Here is a 23591-nt window from a genome sequence, read left to right as displayed (position 1 = left end):
GGGCCCCTTGGGGACAGTGCGCAGGGGATGGGGCGGGGAGCCCGGAGCGCGGTCGCTAGACCGCCATCCCGTAGACGATGGTGAACAGGGTGCCGAGGGAGCCGATGATGAACACGCCGGTCAGTCCGGCGATGATCAGGCCCTTGCCCTGTTCGGCACTGAAGGTGTCGCGGAGCGCCGTCGCTCCGATGCGCTGTTTCGCGGCGCCCCAGATCGCGATGGCGAGACAGAGCAGAATCGCTACTGCCATCACCACCTCGATCATCACGCGCGCTTCGTTCCCCAAGGAGCCGAACGGCCCCCAGTCCGGGGCGATACCACCAATGATGGTGTTGATGTCGCCCTTGTCGGCCGCCAGGAACATGAGAACTCACCACCACGCTAGATCAGTTGGCATCCTCGCCGGGGCGCAAGGAGCCAAGGTCTATCTTGGCGGAGGATGTCGCCGTCGTATGTCGACTCGGCGACTTTCTCAGCCGATTCCCCCGTGTGATCCGGGCCGCAGCCGTCAAAATGGTCGCAGCGGCGTGCGAGCCGGTGTTCGATGGGACTTAGTTGACTACTCTGTGTATCACGGTGGTGAGCGGAGGGCAACGATTGGCGACGCCCTGGCCGGGGATGCTTCCCGGGCCCTGGCGTACCGTCACGTTCCGTGCCGGACAGGGTGAGCGGGCGGGCACACGAGGAGGGTGGGGCGGGTGACGGCGGCGGGTCGTTCGGCGCGCAAGGCCTGGTGGCTGGCGGGGGTGGTCGGCGGACTGTTCATGTCGTTCGTCACGCTGCTCGTCGTCGGCACGTACCTGGTGGCGGCAAGCCTGGCGGGCGGCGGCGGTGGCGCGGTGGCGCTCGCCAAGGGGGCCGTGCCCGCGGCCTACCAGGGCATCGTGCAGAAGTGGGGGAACCTGTGCGACGCCATCAACCCGGCGCTGCTGGCGGCCCAGCTGTACCAGGAGAGCGGCTGGAACCCGCAGGCGCGCAGCCAGGCGCAGGCGCAGGGCATCGCGCAGTTCATCCCCGGGACGTGGGCCACGCACGGTGTGGACGGCGACGGTGACGGCGACCGCGACGTCTGGGACCCGCGGGACGCGATCCCGTCGGCGGCGTCGTACGACTGCGAGCTCGCGCAGTACGTGAAAGACGTCCCGGGGAACCCGACGGAGAACATGCTCGCCGCGTACAACGCGGGCGCGTACCGGGTGATTCAGGCCGGCGGCGTGCCGCGCATCCGCGAGACGCAGAACTACGTCCGGATCATCACCACGCTGGAGAAGAGCTTCGCGGCGCCGGTCGGCGCGGTCGCGCCCTCACGGCAGGCGGCGGGAGCCATCTACTACGCGCAGGAGAAGCTGGGCACGCCGTACCTGTGGGGCGGCAACGGCACGGCGGACCAGGACGGGCGCTTCGACTGCTCGGGCCTGACGAAGGCGGCGTACGAGTCGGTCGGCATCGAGCTGCCGCGCGTGGCCAACGACCAGTGGAACGCCGGGCCGCACCCGAAGCGCGACGAGCTGCTCCCGGGGGACCTGGTCTTCTTCGCCAACGACCTGACCGACCCGCGCACGATCCACCACGTCGGGATCTACGTCGGCGGCGGGTACATGATCAACGCCCCCTACACGGGCGCGGTCATCCGCTTCGACAGGATCGACAGCCCGGACTACATCGGCGCGACGCGGGTGACGGCGGCGGGCGCGGCGGCGGTCTGAGAGCCGGCCGCCGCGACCCTGCGTGTCTCCCTTCGATAACGTCCTGGTGATCATCCGGTGGAGACCGGAACGCCGCGTACCGTCCGGCTCGTTGGACGGGGGACAATGGGCCCTCCGGCATCGTGTCGTTCGTGCGCGGGGATGCCGCGAACACAGTTAGGGGTGCACCGGTGGCAGCGCTTTCACTGGACGGCTCCAACCCGGATGTCAGTCTGCTCCGTGACATCAACGGGCTCGCGAAGCTCGCACCGCGCTGGCTGGACCGCGCCGTGGAGGGTGTGGCCGAGTACGGCCTGATCCTGCTCATGGTGCTGCTCGCGGGATGGTGCTGGTGGCGTGTGGCGCGCCGCGGCGGTTCCGAGGCCCCGGCAGCGGTCGCGGGCGTGGTCTGGGCCGGACTCGCGGGCGGCGTCGCGCTGCTGCTGAACGTCCCGTTGCGCAACTTCGTGGACCGGCCGCGGCCGTTCGCCGAACACCAGGGTCTGGACGTGCTGGTCAAGAGCACGGCCCGCTACTCGTTCGTCAGCGACCACGCGACCGTGACGATGGCGGTGGCCGTCGGCCTCTTCCTGGTCAGCCGCAAGTGGGGGCTGGCCGCTGTCGCGATCGCGCTCGCCGAGGGCTTCTGCCGGATCTACATGGGCGTGCACTACCCCACCGACGTACTGGGCGGCTTCGCGCTCGGCACGGCCGTCGCGCTGCTCCTGGCGCCTTTCGCGCTGGCCCTGTTGACGCCGCTCATGACCGCGGTGGCCGCCTCCCGGGCGGGGCTGCTCGTACGGGCGCCCCGGGCGGCCGGGGCGCCCACGGCGCGGCGCGGGGAGGCGTACCCGGAACCCACGGCCGTCGACAAGGACCTGGCGGCCTGAGGGCTCCCCGGCGCTCCCCGCGCCTGCCCTGCGCCCCTACAGGGCCTGCTGGAAGGCGAACAGCCGGGTGGGGTCGTAGCGGGCCTTCAGGCGGGTGAGCTTGTCCGCGGCGGAGCCGTAGTAGGCGGCGCGCCAGTCGCTCAACGTCGGGTCGGTGTAGTTCTGGTAGGCGGCGCCCGAGGCGTACCGGCGCATCGCGGTGTGCAGTCCGTCGAGCCACTGGGTGGTGCCCGGGGTCTCTATGTACTGGGCGAGGAAGCGCGAGCGGCGGTGGACGAAGGCCGTGGCGGTCGGGGAGACCCGGTTGACGGCGCCGCCGAGGGCGGTGAGCGAGACGCTGCCGGCGCCCGAGCGCAGCGCGCCGACCTGGGAGAGCAGGGTCTGGATGCCGGCTTCCGACAGGGAGCGGTCGTAGAAGTCGGACCGCGCGGTGTACGTCTCGCGGCCGAGCCGGCCGGACGGGCTGCGACCCGGGGTCGTGCCGGGCAGGTGGCACTCGGCGGTGCTCTTGTCCGAGCAGCCCGCGTAGGCGAGCGTCGCGTCGAGGTAGGACCGCGGGTGCAGGGAGACGCTGCTCGCCGGGGAGCCGATGGTGTCGGCGAGCCGGTCGACGGCGTTGGCGAGTTCCGTGCGGGAGGTGATGCCGACGGTGGCGATGCTGATCTGCGGGGAGCCGGAGCCGGACTTGTCCAGGTGCAGCGCGGACCAGATCTGGTCCGGCTGGGCGGGGCCCCACTCCTGCCAGGCGCGGATGACCGCCGCGGCCTTGCTCCACGACCAGGTCAGGTAGCCGGTGACGACCTGCGGCGCGGCCTGGGTGGTGAACGTCAGGTTCGTGACGACGCCGAACTGGCCGCCGCCCGCGCCGCGCAGCGCCCAGAACAGTTCGGGGTTCTCGTCGGCGCTGCAGCGCAGCACCCGTCCGCCCGCGGTGACGATCTCGGCAGCGGTGAGGCTGTCGCAGGTCAGCCCGTAGGCCCGGCTGATCACGCCGTGGCCGCCGCCGAGGGTGAGCCCGGAGATGCCGACCGTCGGGCAGGAGCCGGCGGGCAGGGTGCGGCCCGCGGCGCCGAGCTGGGTGTAGACGTCGATCAGCTTGGCGCCGGCCCCGATGGTGGCGGAGGAGCCGGAGCGGGTGATCTTCGCGAGGGAGGAGACGTCCAGGATGAGCTTGCCCTTGCCGCCCGAGTAGCCGGCGTAGGAGTGGCCGCCGTTGCGGATCGAGACGGGGACGCCGGTGCGACGGGCGAAGTCCAGGCACTCGCGGATGTCCTCGGTGCCGGAGACGTAGGCGACCGCGGCGGGCCGCTGCCCGTCGAAGTGCGTGTTGTACAGCAGCCTGGCGGTGGCGTAGTCCGCGTCGTCGGGGCGGACGAGCCGGCCGCCGAGGGAGTGGGCGAGGGCCTTCCAGTCGGGCGGGACGGTCGCGGCGGCGCTGGTGGCGTTCGCGGGGGGTCCGCTCGCGGCGGTGGGCGTGCCGGTCCCGGTGGGCGCGTCACTGGGTATTCGGCTCCCGGTGGCTGCCGGGTTCCCGGACCCTGCCGGGCCGCAGGCCGCGCTCAGCCAGGTCGCGGCTGTGATGCCGGCGCCCCCGCGGATGAGTGCTCGTCGGTTCAACGTGGGCGCCCTCTCGCTCTGGAAACCCTGTGGTTCCTCTGGTGATGACGGCGCGAGGGGCGCGTTGGTTGTGAGGCGTACGACACATCGGCGGGAATGCGCCGGCGCTCAGGACCCGGCGTGTTCGGTGGCGTCGCGCCGGGCGCGTTCGCGGGCCCGGCGGGAGGGTCCGCGCCATCCGCACGAGCAGGTCGCGAAGGAGAAGGAGCCCTTCTCCTTGGTGGTGGCGTGGTGCGGGGGAGGGGGATCACTGGGGCGCACGCGTCAAAGCTACCGGCCGTTACGCGGTGCCCTGACCCTCGTTATGCCGCATGAGGGCCTGGACGGCGGCACGGTGCAGGGGGTAGGCGCAGATGGGGCAGGTCAGTCGGGCGACCGCCGCGGCCGTGGGACTCGGGATGTGCGCGACCGCACTCGCGGGATGCTCCGGCAGCGGTGAGGCCGTGGAAGCGGGCAGTGCTCCCCGTGACGCGGATCGCGCGCTGCGGCAGGCGGCCGACGCGCTGGTCCGGGCCGGCAGCTCGAAGGTCCGCACGTCGATGGAGACCGCCAGCGGCGGTACCAAGCTCACCATCACCGGCACCGGGAGCTTCGACTACGCCGCGCGGCGCGGCAGCCTCCGGCTCCTGCTGCCGCCGGACGCCGCGGGCGCCGCGGAGCACGCCCCGGTCACGGAGCTGCTGACCCCCGGGGCCCTCTACATGAAGAACCGGGGCGAGGGCGTCCCCGTCGACAAGTGGGTGTGGGTCGACACCACCCGGCTGCCGGACGGCAACCTCGTCACCGGCGGTGCCACCGACCCGCTGGTCGCGGCGGAGCTGCTGCGGGGCGCCCGCGACGTGCGGCTGGTGGGCATGGAGACGCTGGACGGTGCACGGGTGCGGCACTACCGGGGTGTGACGGACATCGCGCGGGCCGCGGAGACCGCCTCGGCGCAGGCCCGCGGCCCGTTGCGGGCTGCGGCGGGCGGGTTCTCCGTGACCCGGGTCCCCTTCGACGCCTACCTGGACGACGCGGGCCTGCTGCGCAAGGTCCGGCAGCGCTTCACCTTCGCCAACGCCGGGGTCGCGGGTGGTCAGAGCGCCCCGACCGCGGTCACCGTGGTCTCGACCACCGGGATGTACTCTTTCGGGGCGCCGGTACGGGTCGTCCTGCCGCACGCGACCGACATCTACACCGGGAAGATCGTTTCTGCGGCCGGCCCCTAGAACCTTGCGGAAATGGCCCGTCCGTGTCATGCACGGACCGTGCACCGGTCCCTACGCTGGGCGGGGAGGAGGTGGTGCACGTGGCGATGTGGCTCCTGGACCAGGACGATCAGGTCCACGTGGCCCTCGCGGAGATCGAGTTGTGCTGCGAGCTGATGATCGCCGCCTCGGCGACCGCCGAGGAGCGGCTGAGCTCCGAGCGCATCGATGAGGTGCTCAAGGTGGAACCACGCGTCCCCGCGCAGGGCCGCCGGCGCGGCTAGCTCCGCAGCAGCCGGGCTATGGCGGCGGTGGCCTCGGCGACCTTGTCGTCGGCTTCGGGGCCACCCTTGGCGGCCGCGTCGGCGACGCAGTGCCGCAGGTGCTCCTCGAGCAGTTGCAGGGCGAAGGACTGCAGGGCCTTTGTGCCGGCGGACACCTGGGTAAGGATGTCGATGCAGTACACGTCCTGCTCGACCATCCGCTGGAGGCCCCGGATCTGCCCCTCGATACGGCGCAGCCGCTTCAGGTGCTGGTCCCTCTGTTCGGCGTACCCGTGCTGGTGCGGCGGATGCTCCGCGGACCCGCCCGCCCCCGGCTGTTCGCCGTGCGGAGCCGTGTCGCCGGTCTCGGTGACCGTCATGGCGTCCCTCCTGCCCCCGATATACCCCTGCCGGGTATATCGTACCGAATTCGCCTCATTGTGCGAGCGTGCACCGGGAGGAGCCCCGATGGGGACCGTTTGCGACCATGAGCGACACTGTAAGACGCCGGTTAGCCCTGGCCGCGCGATGCGCCTAGCATCAATGCGACCGAAACCGATGTATTCCGAGGACTTCACGTGCGCTTTCGTCTGACCCCAAGGGAGACGAGCTTCTACGACATGTTCGCCGCGTCCGCGGACAACATCGTCACAGGATCGAAGCTCCTGATGGAACTCCTCGGAGCCGACTCCGCCACGCGCGCGGAGATCGCCGAGCGGATGCGGGCGGCGGAGCACGCGGGGGACGACGCGACCCACGCGATCTTCCACCAGCTGAACTCCTCCTTCATCACGCCGTTCGACCGGGAGGACATCTACTCGCTCGCCTCCTCCCTCGACGACATCATGGACTTCATGGAGGAGGCCGTCGACCTGGTCGTCCTCTACCAGATCGAGGAGCTGCCGCGCGGGGTCGAGCAGCAGATCGAGGTGCTGGCCCGGGCCGCCGAACTGACCGCCGAGGCGATGCCGCACCTGCGCACGATGGACAACCTCACCGAGTACTGGATCGAGGTCAACCGCCTGGAGAACCAGGCCGACCAGATCCACCGCAAGCTGCTGGCCCACCTCTTCAACGGCAAGTACGACGCCATCGAGGTGCTCAAGCTCAAGCAGATCGTGGACGTCCTGGAAGAGGCGGCGGACGCCTTCGAGCACGTGGCCAACACCGTGGAGACCATCGCGGTCAAGGAGTCCTGACCCAGGTGGAGACCTTCGCTCTGGTCGTGACCATCGGGGTCGCGCTCTTCTTCACGTACACCAACGGCTTCCACGACTCGGCGAACGCCATCGCCACCTCGGTGTCCACCCGGGCGCTGACCCCGCGGGCCGCGCTGCTCATGGCCGCGGTCATGAACCTCGCGGGCGCCTTCCTCGGCACGGGGGTCGCCAAGACCGTCAGTGAGGGCCTCATCGAGACCCCGTCCGGCCGGTCCGGAATGGGCATCCTGTTCGCCGCGCTGATCGGGGCCATCGTCTGGAACCTGATCACCTGGTACTACGGCCTGCCCTCCTCCAGCAGCCACGCCCTGTTCGGCGGTCTGGTGGGCGCGGCGCTGGCCGGCGGCACCGGGGTCATCTGGTCCGGCGTGCTCGACAAGATCGTCCTGCCGATGTTCCTGTCGCCGATCGTCGGCCTGATCGTCGGCTACCTGGTCATGCTGGCCATCCTGTGGATCTTCCGCAAGGCCAATCCGAACAAGGCCAAGCGCGGCTTCCGGATCGCGCAGACCGTCTCGGCGGCGGGCATGGCGCTCGGCCACGGCCTGCAGGACGCCCAGAAGACCATGGGCGTGGTGGTGCTCGCGCTGACCATCGCCGACGTGCAGAAGTCGGGCGACGGGATCCCGGTCTGGGTGAAGATCGTCTGCGCGCTCATGCTGTCGCTCGGCACCTACGCGGGCGGCTGGCGCATCATGCGGACCCTGGGCCGGAAGATCATCGAGCTCGACCCGCCGCAGGGCTTCGCCGCCGAGACCACGGCGGCGTCGATCCTCTACACCACGGCCTACATCTTCAAGGCGCCGATCTCCACGACCCACGTCATCACCTCGGCCATCATGGGCGTCGGTGCGACGAAGCGGGTCAACGCGGTCCGCTGGGGCGTCGCCAAGAACATCGTCGCCGGCTGGTTCATCACCATGCCGGCCGCGGCGCTGGTGGCCGCGGCCACCTACGGCGTGGTGCACTTCGCCTTCGCCTTCGCCTGAGCCGTCCCGCGAAAGCAACAGGGCCCGCCCCCCGGAGGGGACGGGCCCTTCGCCTTGCGGTGGCACCGCCATGCAGCACCGCAGGACGGTTCAGCGGCGACGGTTCGGCTCAGCCGAAGCGGCCGGAGATGTAGTCCTCGGTCGCCTGGACGGAGGGGTTGGAGAAGATGCGCTCGGTGTCGTCGATCTCGATGAGCTTGCCGGGCTGGCCGACCGCCGACAGGTTGAAGAAGGCGGTACGGTCCGAGACGCGCGCAGCCTGCTGCATGTTGTGGGTGACGATGACGATGGTGAAGCGCTCCTTGAGCTCACCGATCAGGTCCTCGATGGCGAGGGTGGAGATCGGGTCCAGCGCGGAGCACGGCTCGTCCATCAGCAGCACCTCGGGCTCGACCGCGATCGCGCGGGCGATGCACAGTCGCTGCTGCTGGCCGCCGGAGAGGCCGGAACCCGGCTTGTTCAGGCGGTCCTTGACCTCGTTCCACAGGTTGGCGCCGCGCAGCGACTTCTCGACGATGGTGTCGAGGTCGCTCTTGCGCTTCACGCCGTTGAGCTTGAGGCCCGCCGCGACGTTGTCGTAGACCGACATCGTCGGGAACGGGTTCGGGCGCTGGAAGACCATGCCGACCGTGCGGCGCACGGAGACCGGGTCCACGCCCGCGCCGTAGAGGTTCTCGTCGTCCAGCAGCACCTTGCCCTCGACGCGGCCGCCGGGGGTGACCTCGTGCATGCGGTTCAGCGTGCGCAGGAAGGTGGACTTGCCGCAGCCGGAGGGGCCGATGAAGGCCGTCACCGTGCGCGGCTCGATGTTCATCGAGATGTCGTCGATCGCCTTGAATCCGCCGTAGTAGGCGGAGAGGCCGCTGACGTCGATTCGCTTGGCCATGGTGGTGTTGCTCTCAATCCTTGGGTCGCTGATGTTGGCCGCGTCAGCGACCGGTCTTCGGGGCCTTCCAGCGGGCGATGCCTCGGGCCAGGATGTTCAGGATCATGATGAAGGCGATCAGCACGAGTGCCGCCGCCCACGCCCGGTCGTAGCTGGGCTCATTGCCGTTCTGGTACTGCTGGAAGATGTAGAACGGGAGCGAGGCCTGCGGGCCGTTGAACGGGTCGTTGTTGATCAGGTTGTTTCCGAAGACCAACAGTGCGATGGGGGCGCTCTCACCGGCGATGCGGGCGACGGCGAGCATGACGCCCGTCGTGATGCCGCCGATCGCGGTGGGGACGACCACCTTCACAATGGTGCGCCACTTCGGCACACCGAGGGCGAGGGAGGCCTCGCGCAGCTCGTTCGGGACGAGCTTGAGCATCTCCTCGGTGGACCGGACGACGACGGGCATCATCAGGATGGCGAGCGCCATGGAGCCGGCGAAGCCCGAGGGGCCGAAGCCCAGCAGCAGGTTCCAGGTCGAGAGGATGAACAGACCGGCGACGATCGACGGGATACCCGTCATGACGTCGACGAAGAAGGTGACGGCGGTGGCCAGCCGGCCCTTGCCGTACTCCACCAGGTAGATCGCGGTCAGCATGCCGATCGGGGCGGCGATCGCGGTGGCGATGCCGACCTGCTCCAGCGTGCCGATGATGGCGTGGTACACGCCGCCGCCGGCGCCGATGGTCAGGACGCCGTTCATCGAGTGCGACAGGAAGTCGCCGTCGAGGATCTTGACGCCCTTGCCGATCGTGGTGGCCAGCAGCGAGTACAGCGGCAGCGCGGCCACGATGAACGAGGCCCAGATCATGCTGGTCGCGACGCGGTCCTTGGCCTGGCGGCGGCCCTCGACCTGCGCGGCGATGGCATAGGTGCCCAGGATGAACAGCAGGACGGCGATCAGGCCCCACTGGATCTTGCTGTCCAGGCCGAAGACGACACCGATGAGGACGGCGAGGACCAGCGCGCCCACGGCGATGCCCGCCGGGGCCCAACGGGGCAGCCGACGCTGGGCCAGCGAGCGGCGCGGCACGGAGGAGGCCGGCCGCTTGTCCGTTATTGCGTGGCTCATGCGTTGGCCCCCGAGTATTCCTTGCGCCGGGCGATGATCGCGCGGGCGGCGCCGTTGACCAGCAGGGTGATGATGAAGAGCACGAGACCGGAGGCGATCAGGGCGTCGCGGCCGAACTCGTTGGCCTCACCGAACTTGGCGACGATGTTCTGCGAGAACGTGCCACCGACCGGGTCGAGGATGTGCACCGACAGGATCGGGGCGGCCGACAGCACGGTGGCCACGGCCATGGTCTCACCGAGCGCGCGACCGAGGCCGAGCATCGAGGCGCTGATGATGCCGGAGCGGGCGAAGGGCAGCACCGACATCCGGATGGTCTCCCAGCGCGTCGCGCCGAGGGCCAGGGCGGCCTCCTCGTGCATCCGCGGGACCTGGCGGAAGACCTCGCGGCTGACGTTGGTGATGATCGGGAGGATCATGATCGCCAGCAGGATGCCGACGGTGAAGATCGAGCGGGCCGCGCCCTGCGGGTCCTCCTTCTCGAAGATCACCGTCCAGCCGAGGTAGTCGTCCAGCCACATGTTCAGCCCGGTCAGGTGGGGCACCAGGAACAGGGCGCCCCACAGGCCGTAGATGATGCTGGGCACCGCGGCGAGCAGGTCGATGATGTACGAGAGCGGCGAGGCGAGGCGGCGCGGCGCGTAGTGCGAGATGAACAGCGCGATGCCGACCGCGACCGGGACCGCGATGATCATCGCGATGATCGAGCTGACGATCGTGCCGTAGGCCAGGACCGCGATGCCGAAGACCGGCGGGGTCGCGCTGGCGTTCCACTCGAAGGTGGTCAGGAAGTTGCCGTGATCCTTGGAGATCGCGTTGATCGCGCGAATCGTCAGGAAGATCGCGATCGCTGCCATGATCACCAGCAGCAGGATGCCGGAACCACGGGAGAGGCCCGAGAAGATCTTGTCACCCATGCGCGTGACAGTGCCCCCGGCCTTCTTGGCTGCCGGTGGCGGAGTAGGGGTCTGTGCTGTTATGGCCATCGGTTGTTTTCTCCGGTCTGGGTGGGGGATGGCTCCCCCGGCGGCGGTGCACCGGAAGTGCGGACAGGCCCCGCGACCGCGGTCACGGGGCCTGTCCGCGCGGGGATCAGGCGAGGGCGGCCACGGAGGCGCGCACCTTGGTGGCGATCTCGGCGGGCAGCGGCGCGTAGCCGGCGTCCGACAGGATGGCCTGGCCCTCCTCGCTGGCGGTGTAGCCCAGGAAGGACTTCACCAGCGGCAGGGTCTCGGCCTTGTTGCCCTTGTCACAGGCGATCTCGTAGGTCACCAGGACGATCGGGTAGGCGTTGTCGGCCTTGGTGATGTACGCGTTGCCCATGTCCAGGGACAGGTCGGCACCGGTGCCGACGACCTTCGCCTGGGCGATGCCGGCGGAGGCGTTGGCGGCGGAGGCCTCGACCGGAGCGGAGGCACCGGTGTCGATCTTGACCGTCTTGATGTCGTTGGCGGTCGCGTAGGAGAGCTCGAAGTAACCGATCGAGCCGTTGACCTGCTTGACCTGGGCGGCAACACCCGAGGACTTGGCGGCCGACTGGCCACCCTTGCCCGCCCACGCCTTGGCGTGGTCGTACGGCCACGCGTCCTTGGCGGCACCGTTGAAGTACTTGGTCAGGTTGTCCGTGGTGCCGGACTCGTCCTGACGGTGGAAGGTCTGGATCTTGGTGCTGGGGAGCTTGGCGTCGGGGTTGAGCGCCTTGATCGCCTTGTCGTCCCAGGTGGTGATCTTCGAGTCGAAGATCTTCGCCAGGGTCGGGGCGTCCAGGACCAGGTTGTCCACGCCGGCCACGTTGTAACCGATGGCGATGGGGCCACCGACCATCGGGATGCTGATGCCGGTGCCGGTCTTGCAGACCTTCTTCGACGCGTCGATCTCTTCCGGCTTCAGCGGCGAGTCGGAGCCCGCGAAGCTGTCCGTGCCGTTGTTGAAGTCGATGATGCCCTCACCGGAGGAGGACGCCTTGTAGTTGATCTGCGCGCCGTTGCAGGCCTGCATGTAGTTCTTGACCCAGGCGTCCATGGCGTTCTGCTGGGCCGAGGAGCCGGAAGCGAGGAGCTGGCCGCCCTTGTCGGCGCACTTGATGCTGCTCGAGGAGGACGACGACGGGGCCGCGCTGTTGTCGCCGCTCGCGTCGTTGTTGTTGTCCGAGCCGCACGCAGTGAGGACGAGGGCGCCCGAAACCGCGACCGCGCCGACGGCCAGGGCGCGGAGCCCGCTCTTACGCTGAAGCTTCACCTTCGGTGATTCCTTCCTGAAGCCCGCCGGTGGACGGCGAAGCAGAGGTATGGATTTCTGCATCCACCCGGCAGCTGTTCGCTCACCGGTACGGCCGAAATTAGGCAGATCAGATGACACGGCCGAAGGGGCTGCGTGAACGCAAGGTGAACCTCGCATATCAGTGCGGTGTGCCCCTGTGACCGGGGACACGTCCAAGCCCGGCCATTGTCACTCGGCGGGGGTCCGCAGGAAGGCATCGACCACGGGTCGATCACGCTCGTGGGTGAGGCGATGACGTGCCGCGACCGGCGGCAGCCAGACCATCCGGTCCACCTCGCGGTTCGGGACGAAGGCCCCCAGGCCCGCTCTGGCCGCCCAGTAGCGGACGACTTTGGGGCGTCCCGCGACGACGTACATCGACGACGGTAGCGGCAGACCCAGCACGCAGTCGAGGCCCGTCTCCTCCTTGACCTCGCGGCGGGCGCCGTCGACCGCGGTCTCACCGCGCTTGAGCTTGCCCTTTGGCAGCGACCAGTCGTCGTACTTGGGACGGTGCACCAGCGCGATCTCCAGGCCGCCGTCGAACGGGGAGCGGCGCCACAGGACCGCTCCCGCGGCCAGGATCGGGGTGTCGGCGGTGGCGGGGATGGCGGCGCTCCCTTCGTGCTGCGGGACTGCGGTGCTGCGGGCCGCCGCTAGCGGCTCCACAGGTGGGCGAAGGCGTAGCGGGCGGCCTCCACCTCCAGGCGCTGGTCCGCGTGGAGCACACCCAGCGCGTACGCCGTCGCCGGGGCGATCCGGGGGGTGCGGGCCGCGGCCGTGACGGCCGCCGCCGCCTCCGCGGCCTCCCGGTGCTGCTCCAGCACCCGGGCCGCCGCGGCGAGCCGGGTGGTGGGGTCGGCGTCGCCGTACGGGAAGACCTCCTGCGCGTAGCGGCGCAGGCGCAGCAGGACGCGGACCCGGTTCCACGGCACGTCCTGGCGCTCGGCCACCAGCTCGGTGGCCAGGGCGGCGTAGAGCGCGTCGGCGTTGTACGGGTGCCGGGCGCGGGCCAGCGCCAGATGCCCGGCGGCCTCGTTCAGCCGGGCCTGCGCCTTCTCGGCCAGCAGCGGCAGCACGGCCTCGGCGGGCTCGTGCGCCGCGGGGGTCAGCGGCACCTCGGAGGCGAGCAGCGCCACCGCGTCGACCACGGCGTGGAAGCGGGAGGAGCCCACCGCCTGCAGGGCGGCGGAGTGCGCCCGGGTCCGGGCCAGGGTGAGCTGGCGCTCCAGCAGGGCGCCGGCCCGGGCGGCGCCCACGGCCAGCGGGCCCGTACCGGTCCCGCGCTCGGCGGCTGCGGGGGAGGGTGCGGGAGTGCGCCGGCCGGTGGCCGTGCGGGCCGCGCCGATCAGGGCCTCGGTGCCCTCGGCGGTGCGCGCCGGGCTCTCGCGGAGGGCCTCGGCGGTGCCGGTGCCGTTCCTGCGCTCGGCGGGCACCGGCTCGGCCGCGGCCGCCGGGCGGTCCGCGGCGGGGACCTCGCCCTCGCCGGGCGCCGGGAGCCACAGCTCGTCGTCGGCCTGCGACACCGCGGCGGTACCGGCGGCCTCCTCGGCGGAGGCGAGCCGCTGCAGCGCGGTGATCAGCCGGGTCAGGCGGGCCGCGTACTGGTGCTCGCGGCCCAGGGTGCCGGACAGCCAGCCGAGTTCGGCCCGCAGGGGCTCCGCCCAGGCCGGGTCGGTCAGCGACCCGAAGGTGTGCAGGGCGCCGGCGATGCGGCGGGCCGAGCGGCGCATGAGGCGGCCCGCCTCGGCGCTCTCGTCCTGCGGACGACCGGGCTCGCCCTCGCGAGGGGCCAGTGCGCGCAGGAAGCCGGTGGCCTGGTCGCGCAAGTACTGTTCGAGCACGGCGCCGGCATCGCGGCCGGGAAGCCCGTCGGCGGTGAGGCCGGCGGGCGTCTCTGCCGCCGTGTCAGGGTGTCGCTGGGCCACGCCGGCGCCTCCGCGCGTCGATGAGCATCTCCTGGATATGGGGCAGCGGACGCCCTTCGGCGTCGGCGCTGTGCCGGGTCCAGTCCCCGTCGGAGCCGAGCCACCAGGACGAGGTCTCGTCCGATGTGCCGGTCTCCAGCAGGCGGTTCAGGGAGGCGCAGTGGGCGGCGTCGGAGACCCGTACCAGCGCCTCGATCCGGCGGTCGAGGTTGCGGTGCATCATGTCGGCGCTGCCGAGCCACACTTGCGGGTCGCCACCGTTGGCGAAGATGAAGACCCGGGAGTGTTCGAGGAAGCGGCCGAGCACGCTGCGCACGCGGATGTTCTCCGACAGGCCGGGGACGCCGGGGCGCACCGCACAGATGCCGCGCACCCAGATGTCGACGGGCACGCCCGCCATGGAGGCCTGGTAGAGAGCGTCGATGATCGCCTCGTCGACGATCGAGTTGACCTTGATGCGGATGTAGGCCGGGCGGCCCTCGCGGTGCTTGGCGATCTCCCCGAGGATGCGCTCTATCAGCCCGTCGCGCAGGCTGCGCGGAGCCACCAGCAGCCGGTTGTAGGACTCGCGGCGCGAGTAGCCGGACAGCCGGTTGAACAGGTGGGAGAGATCGGCGCCGACCTGCGGATCGGCGGTGAGCAGCCCCAGGTCCTCGTACAGCCGTGCCGTCTTGGGGTGGTAGTTGCCGGTGCCGACGTGGCTGTAGCGCCGCAGGTTCTCGCCCTCCTGGCGGACCACCAGCGACAGCTTGCAGTGCGTCTTCAGCCCGACCAGGCCGTAGACGACGTGGCAGCCGGCCTCCTCCAGCTTGCGGGCCCACTTGATGTTGGCCTGCTCGTCGAAGCGCGCCTTGATCTCGACCAGCACCAGCACCTGCTTGCCGGCCTCGGCGGCGTCGATCAGCGCGTCCACGATCGGCGAGTCGCCGGAGGTGCGGTAGAGCGTCTGCTTGATCGCCAGCACGTCGGGGTCCTGGGCGGCCTGCTCCAGGAAGCGCTGCACGGAGGTGGAGAAGGAGTTGTACGGGTGGTGCAGCAGCACGTCGCGCTCGCGCAGCGCCGCGAAGACGTCGGTGGCGTGCGCGGACTCGACCTCGGCGAGGTCCGGGTGGGTGCCGCCGACGAACTTGGGGTACTTCAGCTCCGGCCGGTCCTGGCCCGCGACGGCGAACAGCCCGGTCAGGTCGAGCGGGCCGGGCAGCGGGTAGACCTCCGCGTCCGCGATGTTCAGCTCCTGGACCAGGGTGTCCAGCGCCTTGGTGGAGATCGACTCCTCGACCTCCAGGCGGACCGGCGGGCCGAAGCGGCGGCGCAGCAGTTCCTTCTCCAGGGCCTGGAGGAGGTTCTCGGTGTCGTCCTCCTCCACTTCCAGGTCCTCGTTCCGGGTCACCCGGAACATGTGGTGGTCGAGCACCTCCATGCCCGGGAACAGCTCCTCCAGGTGCGCGGCGATGACGTCCTCGAGCGGGACGAAGCGCTGCGGGCTCGCCTCCAGGAAGCGCGACAGGATCGGCGGGACCTTCACACGGGCGAAGTGGTCGTGGCCGGAGACGGGGTTCCGCACGGTGACGGCCAGGTTCAGGGACAGGCCGGAGATGTACGGGAACGGGTGCGCCGGGTCCACGGCCAGCGGGGTCAGCACCGGGAAGATCTTGTTGCGGAACAGCGTGAACAGCCGGGCCTGCTCCTGCTCGGTGAGGTCGCCCCACCGGATGATGTGGATGTCCTCCGCGGCCAGTTGCGGGGCCACCTCGTTCTGGAAGCAGGCGGCGTGCCGGGCCATGAGCTCGCGGGAGCGGGTGAGGATGTTGTCCAGCACCCGGCTCGGCGACAGCCCGGAGGCCGAGCGCTGGGCCACGCCGGTGGTGATGCGGCGCTTCAGTCCGGCGACCCGGACCATGAAGAACTCGTCCAGGTTGCTCGCGAAGATCGCGAGGAAGTTGGCGCGCTCCAGCAGCGGGGTCGCCGGGTCCTCGGCGAGCTCCAGCACCCGCTCGTTGAAGGCCAGCCAGCTCTGCTCGCGGTCCAGGAAGCGGTCGGCGGGCAGCTCGGGGCCCTCCGCCACGGCCTTCTCCAGGACGGTCCCCACCGCGACGGCCGTGCCGTCCTCGTCGGACGTCCGCTGCCGGGCGTCCATGCGGGTGATCTCGGGGTGCAGCGGCGGCACCACGTGCGGCCGGCCGTACGCGGGAGAGGCGTCGGACTCGGAGGACGCATGGCTGTCGCGCTCGGAACCCGACCGGTCGGTCCCCGCGTTGGTGGGGTGTTTCATCGAGGCCATGGGTGCGAGCCCTCCTCCGGATCCGGCACGACGTTCACGTGGACGGCGGCGCACGGAACCCGGCCGCCTGCCATGCCCCCATTGTCCCCGGACCCGGCGGATACCGGCAGGTCGGGGAGGGTCGGGCAGGGGGTAGCGGGCGGCTGCATTCAGTGATGCTCGCAAGCGAGTTTGAATCGCCGGTAACGGTTAGGTGGCGGTCAGGAAAGCGCCGCGCGTACCGGCCGTGACCGGGTGCCCGCCCCGGAGGGGCGGCCGCGGGCCCCGCGGAGGGTCCGATTCCCGTCCGTCACGTCGCGCGCGGCGTGACGCGGGGGAGCCTCCGCGCCTGTTCTGTCTCCCGGCCGTTCAGCTCTCCGTGCGGTACATCAGGTCGACCTCGTGGGTGGTGAAGCCGAGGCGTTCGTACACGGCGACCGCGGGGGCGTTGTCGGCGTCCACGTAGAGCATCGCGGTGGGCAGCGCGCGGTCCCGCGCGAGGTGGCGCAGCCCGATCAGGGTGAGGGCGCGGCCGAGGCCCCCGCCCTGCTCCTCGGGGTGGATGCCGAGCACGTAGACCTCGCCCAGGCCCTGCTGGGCGTGGACCTTGGTCCAGTGGAAGCCGGCGAGGCGGTCGCCGCGGAAGGCCAGGAAGAAACCGGCGGGGTCGAACCAGGACTCGGCCATGCGGTCGTCGAGGTCGCGCTGGGTGAGGCTGCCCTGCTCGGGGTGGTGGGCGAAGGCGGCGGCGTTCACCGCGAGCCACGCCGCGTCGTCCTGGCCGGGGACGAAGGGGCGCACGGTGACGCCCTCCGGCAGCACCGGCTCGGCCAGCGGCGGCCCGCCCGCTCCCTCCACCGCTCCGTCCAGCGGGCGGCGCATCTGGCGCAGCTCGCGGAAGAGGGCGAGTCCGAGCAGCCCGGCCAGGTGCCGCGCCGCCGGGTGGCCGCCGTGCGCCCACACCCGCAGCCGCTTGCCGGAGGCGGCGAGCAGCGCGTGCCCGAGGGCGCGGCCGTGGCCATGGATACGGTGGTCGGGGTGGATGACCATCTCGGCGGCCGGCGCCTCGACGGGGTCGGTGTCCTCCAGCTGGGCGTATCCGACCAGGGTGCCGTCGGCCTCGACCAGCAGGTGGCGGACGCCCTCGCGGGCGCCGCCGCGCAGGTGGATGCGGCCCTGCTCGGACACCGCGGCCTGGCCGTCGGCCTCCGCTGCGTCCTCGATCAGCGCCAGTACCGCGTCGGCGGTCTGCGGGGTGAGCTCGTTCACCGTCTCGATCCGGCGGGGGCCCACCGCGGTCTGCTGCGCTGCTGCGTCGGTCATGGAACTGAGCTTACGACCGCTCGCCGCCGTGGGGAGTCCACCGGAACCACCATCGCGGCCCCGCAGGCCACGGCCGCGGCGGCGGCCAGCGCGGGCCAGTACCCGGTGGCGGAGATCGCGGCCGCGCTCAGCGGCGGGACGACGGCGGCGGTGAAGTTCTGGCCGGTGTTGTGGACGCCGAGGGCGCGGCCGGACCAGGCGGGCCCGGCGCGTTCCGCGGTCGCGGTGAAGGACAGGCCGTTGGTACTGGCGGTGATGCCGACCGACAGCACCAGGGCGGCGGCGGTCAAAGGGGAGGGGAAGGCCGCGGTGAACGCGGCGACGGCGACCACGGCGGCGGTGACCACGGCCAGTTGCCGCATCGGGAGCAACCGGCTGCCGACCCGGTCCGACCAGCGGCCCGCGGCGATGCGGGAGGCCGCGCCCAGCACCTGTGCGACGGCGATCAGCCGGCCGGCGTCCACCGCGGTCCAGCCGCGGGTGTCGACGAGCAGCACCAGCGCGAAGGCGCCCGCCGTGAACTGCGGTACGACCAGCAGCGCGCCCGCGCCGTGGATCCGCCACAGCGTCGACGAGCCGCGGTAGGGGTTGGTGGCCGGTTCCGCCGCCGCTCCGGCAGCCCCGGCCGCTTCGGGGCGCGCCGGGTCGGCGGCCAGTACGGCCACGGCCGCGGCGATGAGCGCGCACACCGTGGCCAGGAAGCCGAAGGCGCCGCCGATGCCGTACGCGGCGGCCAGCGGCGGCATGGTCAGCGCGGCCACGCCCATGCCCAGCGGGGTGGACGTCTGCCGGATGCCCATGGCCAGCCCGCGTTCCCGTGCGGTGAACCAGCCCATCACCAGGCGGCCGCTCGCGGAGTACACCGAGGCGGCCGCCGCTCCCGCGAGGAAGAGCAGCGCCCCGAGCGCCACGGTGCCGCCCCCGGCGGCCGTCACGGCGGCGGTGACGGCCAACAGCGCGCCGGCGCCGCCCAGTCCGGTGGCGATGACGATCCGCTCGCCGTGGCGGTCGGCGAGGGCTCCCCAGGCGACGAGAGCGGCGACCAGGCCTACCGTGGGACAGGCGATGAGCAGGCCGATCCGGGGGAGCGACAGATGCCCGGAGTCGCGCAACTCGGCGGCCAGATAGGGGATTCCGTAGACGAACGCGCAGGCTGCGGTCTGTGCCGCGGTGCCCAGGGCCAGCATCAGCCAGCGGCGGCGCATGGCGTGCACCTCCTCGGTCGGTGGTGGACGCAACTATGCTCCTCGACTGAATGGCGAGACGGATGATTTCGACATGCGAGACGCCAGGGCCGGGAGTCCGGCATGTCCCGGACAGTGGCAACCTCTCCTTAACCGTAAAACCACTGACAACTACGCGCGTTGACCCTAGGCTGCGGCAGGTCCTCCCCGCTCCACCCTTCGCCCTTCGCTCACGTCTAAGGGGACTCACCCATGTCTGCGATCCACCCCCGGCGCAACGCCGCCCGCAAGGTCGCCGCGGCGGCCACGGGTCTGGCGGCGCTCGGCGCGCTCGCCATCGCGATGCCGACGGCCCAGGCGCACGAATCCCGGCACAGTGCGGAGCGCGACCGCACCGTGGACCTCCAGATGCTCGCCATCAACGACTTCCACGGCAATCTGGAGCCCCCGGCCGGTTCCTCCGGCCGCGTCACCGAGCTCCAGGCGGACGGCACCACCAAGACCGTCGACGCCGGCGGCGTGGAGTACCTGGCCTCCAGCCTGCGCAGCGCCCGGCAGGGCCACAAGCGCACCGTGACCGTCGCGGCCGGTGACATCGTCGGCGCCAGCCCGCTGCTGTCGGGCCTGTTCCACGACGAGCCGACCATCGAGGCCATGAACAAGCTGGGCCTGGACGTCACGGGCGTGGGCAACCACGAGTTCGACGAGGGCAAGGACGAGCTGCTCCGCCTGCAGAAGGGCGGCTGCCACCCGACGGACGGCTGCTACGAGAAGGGCCGCAAGTTCAAGGGCGCCGACTACCCGATCCTGTCGGCGAACGTCGTCAACGAGAAGACCGGCAAGCCGCTGCTCGCGCCGTACACCATCGAGCACATCAAGGGCATCAAGGTCGGCTTCATCGGCGTCACGCTGGAGAGCACGCCGGACATCGTCACGGCCGAGGGCGTCAAGGGCCTGAAGTTCCTCGACGAGGTCGAGACGATCAACAAGTACTCCAAGGAGCTCAAGTCCAAGGGCGTCAACGCGATCGTCGCCCTGGTCCACGAGGGCGGCTTCCCGGCCTCCGGCTCCTACAACTACGACTGCGACGCGGGCGGTGACGGCAAGGGCCTGTCCGGCCCGATCGTCGACATCGCCAAGAACACCTCGCCCGACGTCGACGCGCTGATCACGGGGCACACCCACAACGCGTACGTGTGCACCATCCCCGACCCCAAGGGCAACGACCGCCTGGTCACCAGCGCCGCCTCCTTCGGCCGGCTCTACACCGAGCTGAACATGAAGTTCGACAAGCGCACGGACGACATCGTCCGCGCCTCCGTCGTCGGCTCCAACCACGTCGTGGACCGCACCCAGAACAAGGCCGCGGACCTGACCCAGCTCGTCAGCCACTGGCAGACGCTGGCCGCCCCGGTCGCCAACCGGACCGTCGGCTGGATCTCCCAGGACATCAACCGCAACGGCAACGAGTCGCCGCTCGGCGATCTCATCGCCGACGCGCAGCTGGCCTACGGCAGGACCCTGGACCCGGGCACCGACCTGGCCCTGATGAACCCCGGCGGCATCCGCACCGACCTGGTGCACAAGGCGTCCGGCGCCGAGGGCGACGGCGTGGTCACCTACGCCGAGGGCTTCGCCGTGCAGCCGTTCAGCAACACGGTCAACCTCAAGGACCTCACCGGCGCGCAGCTGATCACCGTGCTGCAGCAGCAGGTCAGCGGCGCCAACGCCGCCGCGCCGAAGATCCTGCAGATCTCCGCCGGCCTCACCTACACGCTGGACCTCACCAAGACCGGCGCCGACCGCGTCGTGGCCGGTTCGGTGAAGCTCGGCGGCGTCCCGATCGACCCCGCGGCCACCTACCGCGTCGCGATGAACAACTTCCTCGCGGGCGGCGGTGACGGCTTCGGCGAGCTCGCGAACGGCACCAACCAGGTCGTCGGCGGCGACGACCTGGCGGCCCTGAACGCCTACCTGACCGCCAACTCCTCGGCCTCCGCGCCGCTGGCGGCCCCGGCGGCCGACCGGATCACCGTCGTCCAGTAACCGGCACCGCACCACAGCCGGTTCCCGCGAAGGGGCGGCCGTCCACCGGGACGGCCGCCCCTTCCGTTCGTCACCGCCTCGACCGTGAGGGTGACACCGGGCGGGGCCCCGGACCCCGCGGGAGGACCGGGTACGCCCTCGCCGGCACCCCGCGGGCGCCGGCGGACGCGGTGCCGCGACGCCGACCCCGGTCGCCGGGCGGCCGCCGCATCTCCCTAACCTGTGCGCATGACGACGACGGAGCGACGGCGGTTCAGGTCGGGCACGGTGATCCTCGGGGGCATGGGTGTGCTCGCCGCGGCCCTGGCCGCCTGCGGCTCGGAGCCCGACAAGCGCTGCGTGGACCCCGACACGTACAAGACCCTGCCGGAGTCGAGCTGCGAGAGCGGCGGCAGCGGGCACTACTACTACGGCGGCAGCGTCCGCGGCGGGAAGGTCCGGGGCGGCAGCTTCGACGAGTCGTCCGTGAAGACCGGCGGTTTCGGCGGCCACGGCTCGGGTCACCGCTCCGGCGGCGGCTGATGCGGCGCCGCACCGCGGAACCGCGCCCCGACTGGCAGCGGATCGTCGAGGACCAGGGCGTCGTCTACCCGCTGACCCGCCACCCGGACGGGACGTTGCGCCCCTACTGGGACGAGAGCGCCTACTACGAGTTCTCGCTGCCCGAGGTCGAGGAGCTGGAGCGGACCGTCGCGGACCTGCACGCGATGTGCCTGGCCGCGGCCGCGCACATCGTCGAGCGGGACCGTTTCGCCGACCTCGGCATCCACGACCCCCGGCTGGCCGCCCGGATCGCCGAGTCCTGGCGGCGCAGGACCGAACTGCCCAGCCTCTACGGCCGTTTCGACCTGCGCCACGACGGCGCCGGAGGCCCGGCCAAGCTGCTGGAGTACAACGCCGACACCCCCACCTCCCTGGTGGAGGCGGCCAGCGCCCAGTGGTTCTGGATGGAGGACCGGTTCCCCGGCGCCGACCAGTGGAACTCCCTCCACGAACGCCTGGTCGCCGCGTGGAAGCGGCAGGCCCCGCTGCTGCCGCCCGGGCCCGTGCACTTCGCGCACTCCGAGGGCGACGAGCTCGGCGAGGACCTGATGACGGTCGCCTACCTGCGCGAGACCGCCGAGCAGGCGGGCCTCGAGACCCGCGCCCTGTCGGTGGAGTCGATCGGCTGGGACGGGCTGTCGCGACGCTTCGTCGACGACCGGCTGGGCTTCATCCGCAGCTGCTTCAAGCTCTACCCCTGGGAGTGGCTGGCCGACGACCCCTTCGGCGGCCACGTCCTGGACACCCTCGACAACGGCGGCGGCACCGGCAGCACCTGCTGGATCGAGCCCGCCTGGAAGATGCTGCTGTCCAACAAGGCGCTCCTGGCCGTGCTGTGGGAGCTCTACCCCGGTCACCCCAACCTGCTCGCCGCCCACCTCGACGGCCCGCGCGCGCTGGCCGCCACGACCGGCTGGGTCGCCAAACCGCTGCTGGGCCGCGAGGGCGCGGGCGTCACCGTCCACCGTGCAGGGGAGCCCGTCGCCGTACGGGACGACGAGCCCTGCTGCTACCAGGAACTGGCGACGCTGCCCGTCTTCGACGGCAACCACGTCGTGCTGGGCGCCTGGGTCGTGGACGGCGAGCCGGCCGGGCTCGGCATCCGCGAGTCGGCGGGCCCGGTCACCGACGAGTACGCCCGCTTCGTACCGCATGTCATCCGCTGACCCGTATCCCGGACGGCGCGCCCCCGGCGGGGAGGGCCACGGCGCGGGGATGCTGGGACCGTGACCGGAGCACCCCGTGCCGACGTGTGGCTGCTGCTCGGCCACGGCGTCGAGGAGAGCCCGGTCGTCAGGCGGCTCCGGGCCGCCTTCGCCGAGGAGTTCGGGCCGCGCTGCGCCGTCGTCCGCACCGCCGACCTGCTGCTCGGCGTCCGCACGGGCCGGCTGTCGCTGCACGCTCTCGACGGCCGGCCCGTCGCGGCCCCCCGGGTCGTGTTCGCCCGCATGATGTCGCCGGGCCTGGGCGCCGACCGCGAGATCACGCTGCTGCGCCATCTGGAGGCCCTGGACGCGGTCCTGGTCAACCCCATCGACTCCGTCATGGCCTGCGTCAACAAGGTGTGGCAGCTGCAGCAACTCGCCCTCGCCGGGCTGCCGGTGCCGGACACCCTCAGCTACGCCGACGCCCCGCTGGAGGCGGTGGTCGACGCCCCGGGCATGGTGCCGGAACCGTGCGTGGTCAAGGCGGTGCGCGGGCACCGCGGACGGCGGGTCTTCCTCGCCCCGGACACCGCGATGCTCCGGGACGTCCAGGGCAGCCTGCGCCACGAGACGCCGTACCTCTTCCAGGAGTACGTCGCCCACTCCCACGGCCGCGACCTGCGCGTGGTGGTCGTCGACGGCCGGGCGGTGGCCGCCCAGACCCGAACCGGCGGCGGCACCGGCCTCACGTCCAACCTCGCCCGGGGCGGCACCGCGACGCCCTGTCCCGGGCGCCACCCCCGGGCCGAGGCGCTGGCCGTGCGCGCCGCCGAGGTGCTCGGGCTCGCCGTGGCCGGAGTGGACCTGCTCTTCGCGCCGGACGGGGAGTTCGTGCTGTGCGAGGTCAACGCCAACGTGGGCTGGGGAGAGGCGATGGACGAGGTGGCGCCGGCCGTCGTCGCCGCGTGCGCCGCGCGGCTGCCGGGCGGCGCGTCGAGCACAGGGTGACACCGCGGCAGCGGTGCGTACGAGATTTCCCGTTCACCCGT

23 protein-coding genes are annotated in these 23591 nt (G+C 71.4%); 10 read left to right on the top strand and 13 right to left on the bottom strand.

The features are described from left to right. Positions 1–55 precede the first annotated feature (55 nt). Positions 56–364 carry a hypothetical protein gene (locus tag ACFYXS_RS34875; RefSeq protein ID WP_319140882.1) on the bottom strand — a complete coding sequence of 103 codons (309 nt, stop codon included), beginning with the start codon at positions 362–364 and terminating at the stop codon, positions 56–58. A gap of 400 nt (positions 365–764) precedes the next feature. On the opposite strand from ACFYXS_RS34875, the gene ACFYXS_RS34870 reads away from it, so the two are divergent. Together ACFYXS_RS34870 and ACFYXS_RS34865 are read left to right on the top strand one after the other, a co-directional pair. Further along, complete coding sequence (locus ACFYXS_RS34870) at positions 765–1706, top strand: NlpC/P60 family protein (RefSeq protein WP_389255646.1); 942 nt, start codon at positions 765–767, stop codon at positions 1704–1706. 170 nt (positions 1707–1876) lie between these two features. After that, positions 1877–2575 carry a phosphatase PAP2 family protein gene (locus ACFYXS_RS34865; protein ID WP_389255620.1) on the top strand — a complete coding sequence of 233 codons (699 nt, stop codon included), beginning with the start codon at positions 1877–1879 and terminating at the stop codon, positions 2573–2575. A gap of 36 nt (positions 2576–2611) precedes the next feature. Here the strand turns inward: ACFYXS_RS34865 and ACFYXS_RS34860 are convergent, their stop codons facing one another. Then, a complete protein-coding gene (locus ACFYXS_RS34860) occupies positions 2612–4192 on the bottom strand; it encodes an FAD-binding oxidoreductase (protein WP_389255618.1) in 1581 nt (526 codons plus the stop codon). Positions 4193–4300: 108 nt separating this feature from the next. After that, a complete protein-coding gene (locus ACFYXS_RS34855) occupies positions 4301–4453 on the bottom strand; it encodes a hypothetical protein (RefSeq protein WP_389255616.1) in 153 nt (50 codons plus the stop codon). Positions 4454–4545: 92 nt separating this feature from the next. Between ACFYXS_RS34855 and ACFYXS_RS34850 the strand changes: the two genes are divergently transcribed. Further along, entirely contained in the window at positions 4546–5400 is an 855-nt protein-coding gene (locus ACFYXS_RS34850; protein ID WP_389255614.1) for a hypothetical protein, read from the top strand. Between the two features lie 80 nt (positions 5401–5480). After that, on the top strand, positions 5481–5663 hold the full coding sequence (locus ACFYXS_RS34845; RefSeq protein WP_319663623.1) for a hypothetical protein: 183 nt from the start codon (positions 5481–5483) through the stop codon (positions 5661–5663). Here ACFYXS_RS34845 and ACFYXS_RS34840 read toward each other — a convergent pair. After that, positions 5660–6022, bottom strand: coding sequence for a metal-sensitive transcriptional regulator (locus ACFYXS_RS34840; RefSeq protein WP_389255612.1), 363 nt, complete (start codon positions 6020–6022; stop codon positions 5660–5662). The two genes, ACFYXS_RS34845 and ACFYXS_RS34840, sit on opposite strands and share 4 nt — an antisense overlap. Before the next feature lie 198 nt (positions 6023–6220). Here ACFYXS_RS34840 and ACFYXS_RS34835 point away from each other — a divergent pair, with 198 nt between their 5' ends. Both ACFYXS_RS34835 and ACFYXS_RS34830 read left to right on the top strand, forming a co-directional pair. Then, positions 6221–6841 carry a DUF47 family protein gene (locus ACFYXS_RS34835; protein ID WP_360909989.1) on the top strand — a complete coding sequence of 207 codons (621 nt, stop codon included), beginning with the start codon at positions 6221–6223 and terminating at the stop codon, positions 6839–6841. 5 nt (positions 6842–6846) lie between these two features. After that, positions 6847–7851: an anion permease gene (locus ACFYXS_RS34830; protein ID WP_389255609.1), complete on the top strand. Its 1005-nt coding sequence runs from the start codon at positions 6847–6849 to the stop codon at positions 7849–7851. A gap of 109 nt (positions 7852–7960) precedes the next feature. On the opposite strand, the gene pstB is transcribed toward ACFYXS_RS34830, so the two are convergent. From pstB to ACFYXS_RS34785, 9 genes are all read right to left on the bottom strand, one after another. Next, complete coding sequence (gene pstB / locus ACFYXS_RS34825) at positions 7961–8737, bottom strand: phosphate ABC transporter ATP-binding protein PstB (protein WP_319663461.1); 777 nt, start codon at positions 8735–8737, stop codon at positions 7961–7963. A gap of 43 nt (positions 8738–8780) precedes the next feature. Further along, a complete protein-coding gene (gene pstA / locus ACFYXS_RS34820; protein WP_389255607.1) occupies positions 8781–9854 on the bottom strand; it encodes a phosphate ABC transporter permease PstA in 1074 nt (357 codons plus the stop codon). Continuing rightward, positions 9851–10840, bottom strand: a complete 990-nt coding sequence (gene pstC / locus ACFYXS_RS34815) for a phosphate ABC transporter permease subunit PstC (RefSeq protein WP_389255605.1) — start codon at positions 10838–10840, stop codon at positions 9851–9853. Before pstC ends, pstA begins: the two co-directional genes overlap by 4 nt. Positions 10841–10946: 106 nt before the next feature. Then, on the bottom strand, positions 10947–12092 hold the full coding sequence (pstS, locus tag ACFYXS_RS34810; RefSeq protein ID WP_389255603.1) for a phosphate ABC transporter substrate-binding protein PstS: 1146 nt from the start codon (positions 12090–12092) through the stop codon (positions 10947–10949). Positions 12093–12302: 210 nt separating this feature from the next. Beyond that, entirely contained in the window at positions 12303–12722 is a 420-nt protein-coding gene (locus ACFYXS_RS34805) for an NUDIX hydrolase (protein WP_389255644.1), read from the bottom strand. A 47-nt stretch (positions 12723–12769) separates the two neighbouring features. Next, on the bottom strand, positions 12770–14041 hold the full coding sequence (locus ACFYXS_RS34800; RefSeq protein ID WP_389255601.1) for a CHAD domain-containing protein: 1272 nt from the start codon (positions 14039–14041) through the stop codon (positions 12770–12772). After that, a complete protein-coding gene (locus ACFYXS_RS34795) occupies positions 14022–16322 on the bottom strand; it encodes an RNA degradosome polyphosphate kinase (RefSeq protein WP_389255599.1) in 2301 nt (766 codons plus the stop codon). Before ACFYXS_RS34795 ends, ACFYXS_RS34800 begins: the two co-directional genes overlap by 20 nt. A 348-nt stretch (positions 16323–16670) precedes the next feature. Continuing rightward, positions 16671–17624, bottom strand: a complete 954-nt coding sequence (mshD, locus tag ACFYXS_RS34790; protein WP_389255597.1) for a mycothiol synthase — start codon at positions 17622–17624, stop codon at positions 16671–16673. Next, the gene (locus ACFYXS_RS34785) at positions 17621–18862 is read right to left on the bottom strand and encodes an MFS transporter (RefSeq protein WP_389255595.1); all 1242 of its coding nucleotides are present in this window, start codon (positions 18860–18862) and stop codon (positions 17621–17623) included. Before ACFYXS_RS34785 ends, mshD begins: the two co-directional genes overlap by 4 nt. 198 nt (positions 18863–19060) lie before the next feature. On the opposite strand from ACFYXS_RS34785, the gene ACFYXS_RS34780 reads away from it, so the two are divergent. The 4 genes from ACFYXS_RS34780 (at position 19061) to ACFYXS_RS34765 (ending at position 23550) form a co-directional block, all read left to right on the top strand. Next, a complete protein-coding gene (locus ACFYXS_RS34780; protein ID WP_389255593.1) occupies positions 19061–20854 on the top strand; it encodes a bifunctional metallophosphatase/5'-nucleotidase in 1794 nt (597 codons plus the stop codon). Between the two features lie 228 nt (positions 20855–21082). Then, positions 21083–21376, top strand: a complete 294-nt coding sequence (locus ACFYXS_RS34775) for a hypothetical protein (protein ID WP_389255591.1) — start codon at positions 21083–21085, stop codon at positions 21374–21376. Further along, entirely contained in the window at positions 21376–22563 is a 1188-nt protein-coding gene (locus tag ACFYXS_RS34770) for a glutathionylspermidine synthase family protein (protein ID WP_389255589.1), read from the top strand. Before ACFYXS_RS34775 ends, ACFYXS_RS34770 begins: the two co-directional genes overlap by 1 nt. 60 nt (positions 22564–22623) lie before the next feature. After that, positions 22624–23550 (top strand): RimK family alpha-L-glutamate ligase, encoded by a 927-nt coding sequence (locus tag ACFYXS_RS34765; protein WP_389255587.1) that lies wholly within the window; start codon positions 22624–22626, stop codon positions 23548–23550. Positions 23551–23591: the final 41 nt, after the last annotated feature.

Origin of the sequence: Streptomyces sp. NPDC002574 (assembly GCF_042889545.1) — a bacterium.
Lineage (GTDB): Bacteria > Actinomycetota > Actinomycetes > Streptomycetales > Streptomycetaceae > Actinacidiphila.
The sequence above is the reverse complement of the archived record's forward strand: the minus strand, read 5'-3'. Positions and strand labels throughout refer to the sequence as shown.

Excerpts from the sequence above, each read along its gene's own strand:
- ACFYXS_RS34875 (WP_319140882.1), bottom strand. The coding sequence starts at position 364 with ATGTTCCTGGCGGCCGACAAGGGCGACATCAACACCATCATTGGTGGT.
- ACFYXS_RS34870 (WP_389255646.1), top strand. The coding sequence starts at position 765 with ATGTCGTTCGTCACGCTGCTCGTCGTCGGCACGTACCTGGTGGCGGCA.
- ACFYXS_RS34850 (WP_389255614.1), top strand. The coding sequence starts at position 4,546 with ATGGGGCAGGTCAGTCGGGCGACCGCCGCGGCCGTGGGACTCGGGATG.
- ACFYXS_RS34840 (WP_389255612.1), bottom strand. The coding sequence starts at position 6,022 with ATGACGGTCACCGAGACCGGCGACACGGCTCCGCACGGCGAACAGCCG.
- pstB (WP_319663461.1), bottom strand. The coding sequence starts at position 8,737 with ATGGCCAAGCGAATCGACGTCAGCGGCCTCTCCGCCTACTACGGCGGA.
- pstA (WP_389255607.1), bottom strand. The coding sequence starts at position 9,854 with ATGAGCCACGCAATAACGGACAAGCGGCCGGCCTCCTCCGTGCCGCGC.
- pstC (WP_389255605.1), bottom strand. The coding sequence starts at position 10,840 with ATGGCCATAACAGCACAGACCCCTACTCCGCCACCGGCAGCCAAGAAG.
- ACFYXS_RS34795 (WP_389255599.1), bottom strand. The coding sequence starts at position 16,322 with ATGGCCTCGATGAAACACCCCACCAACGCGGGGACCGACCGGTCGGGT.
- mshD (WP_389255597.1), bottom strand. The coding sequence starts at position 17,624 with ATGACCGACGCAGCAGCGCAGCAGACCGCGGTGGGCCCCCGCCGGATC.
- ACFYXS_RS34780 (WP_389255593.1), top strand. The coding sequence starts at position 19,061 with ATGTCTGCGATCCACCCCCGGCGCAACGCCGCCCGCAAGGTCGCCGCG.
- ACFYXS_RS34775 (WP_389255591.1), top strand. The coding sequence starts at position 21,083 with ATGACGACGACGGAGCGACGGCGGTTCAGGTCGGGCACGGTGATCCTC.
- ACFYXS_RS34770 (WP_389255589.1), top strand. The coding sequence starts at position 21,376 with ATGCGGCGCCGCACCGCGGAACCGCGCCCCGACTGGCAGCGGATCGTC.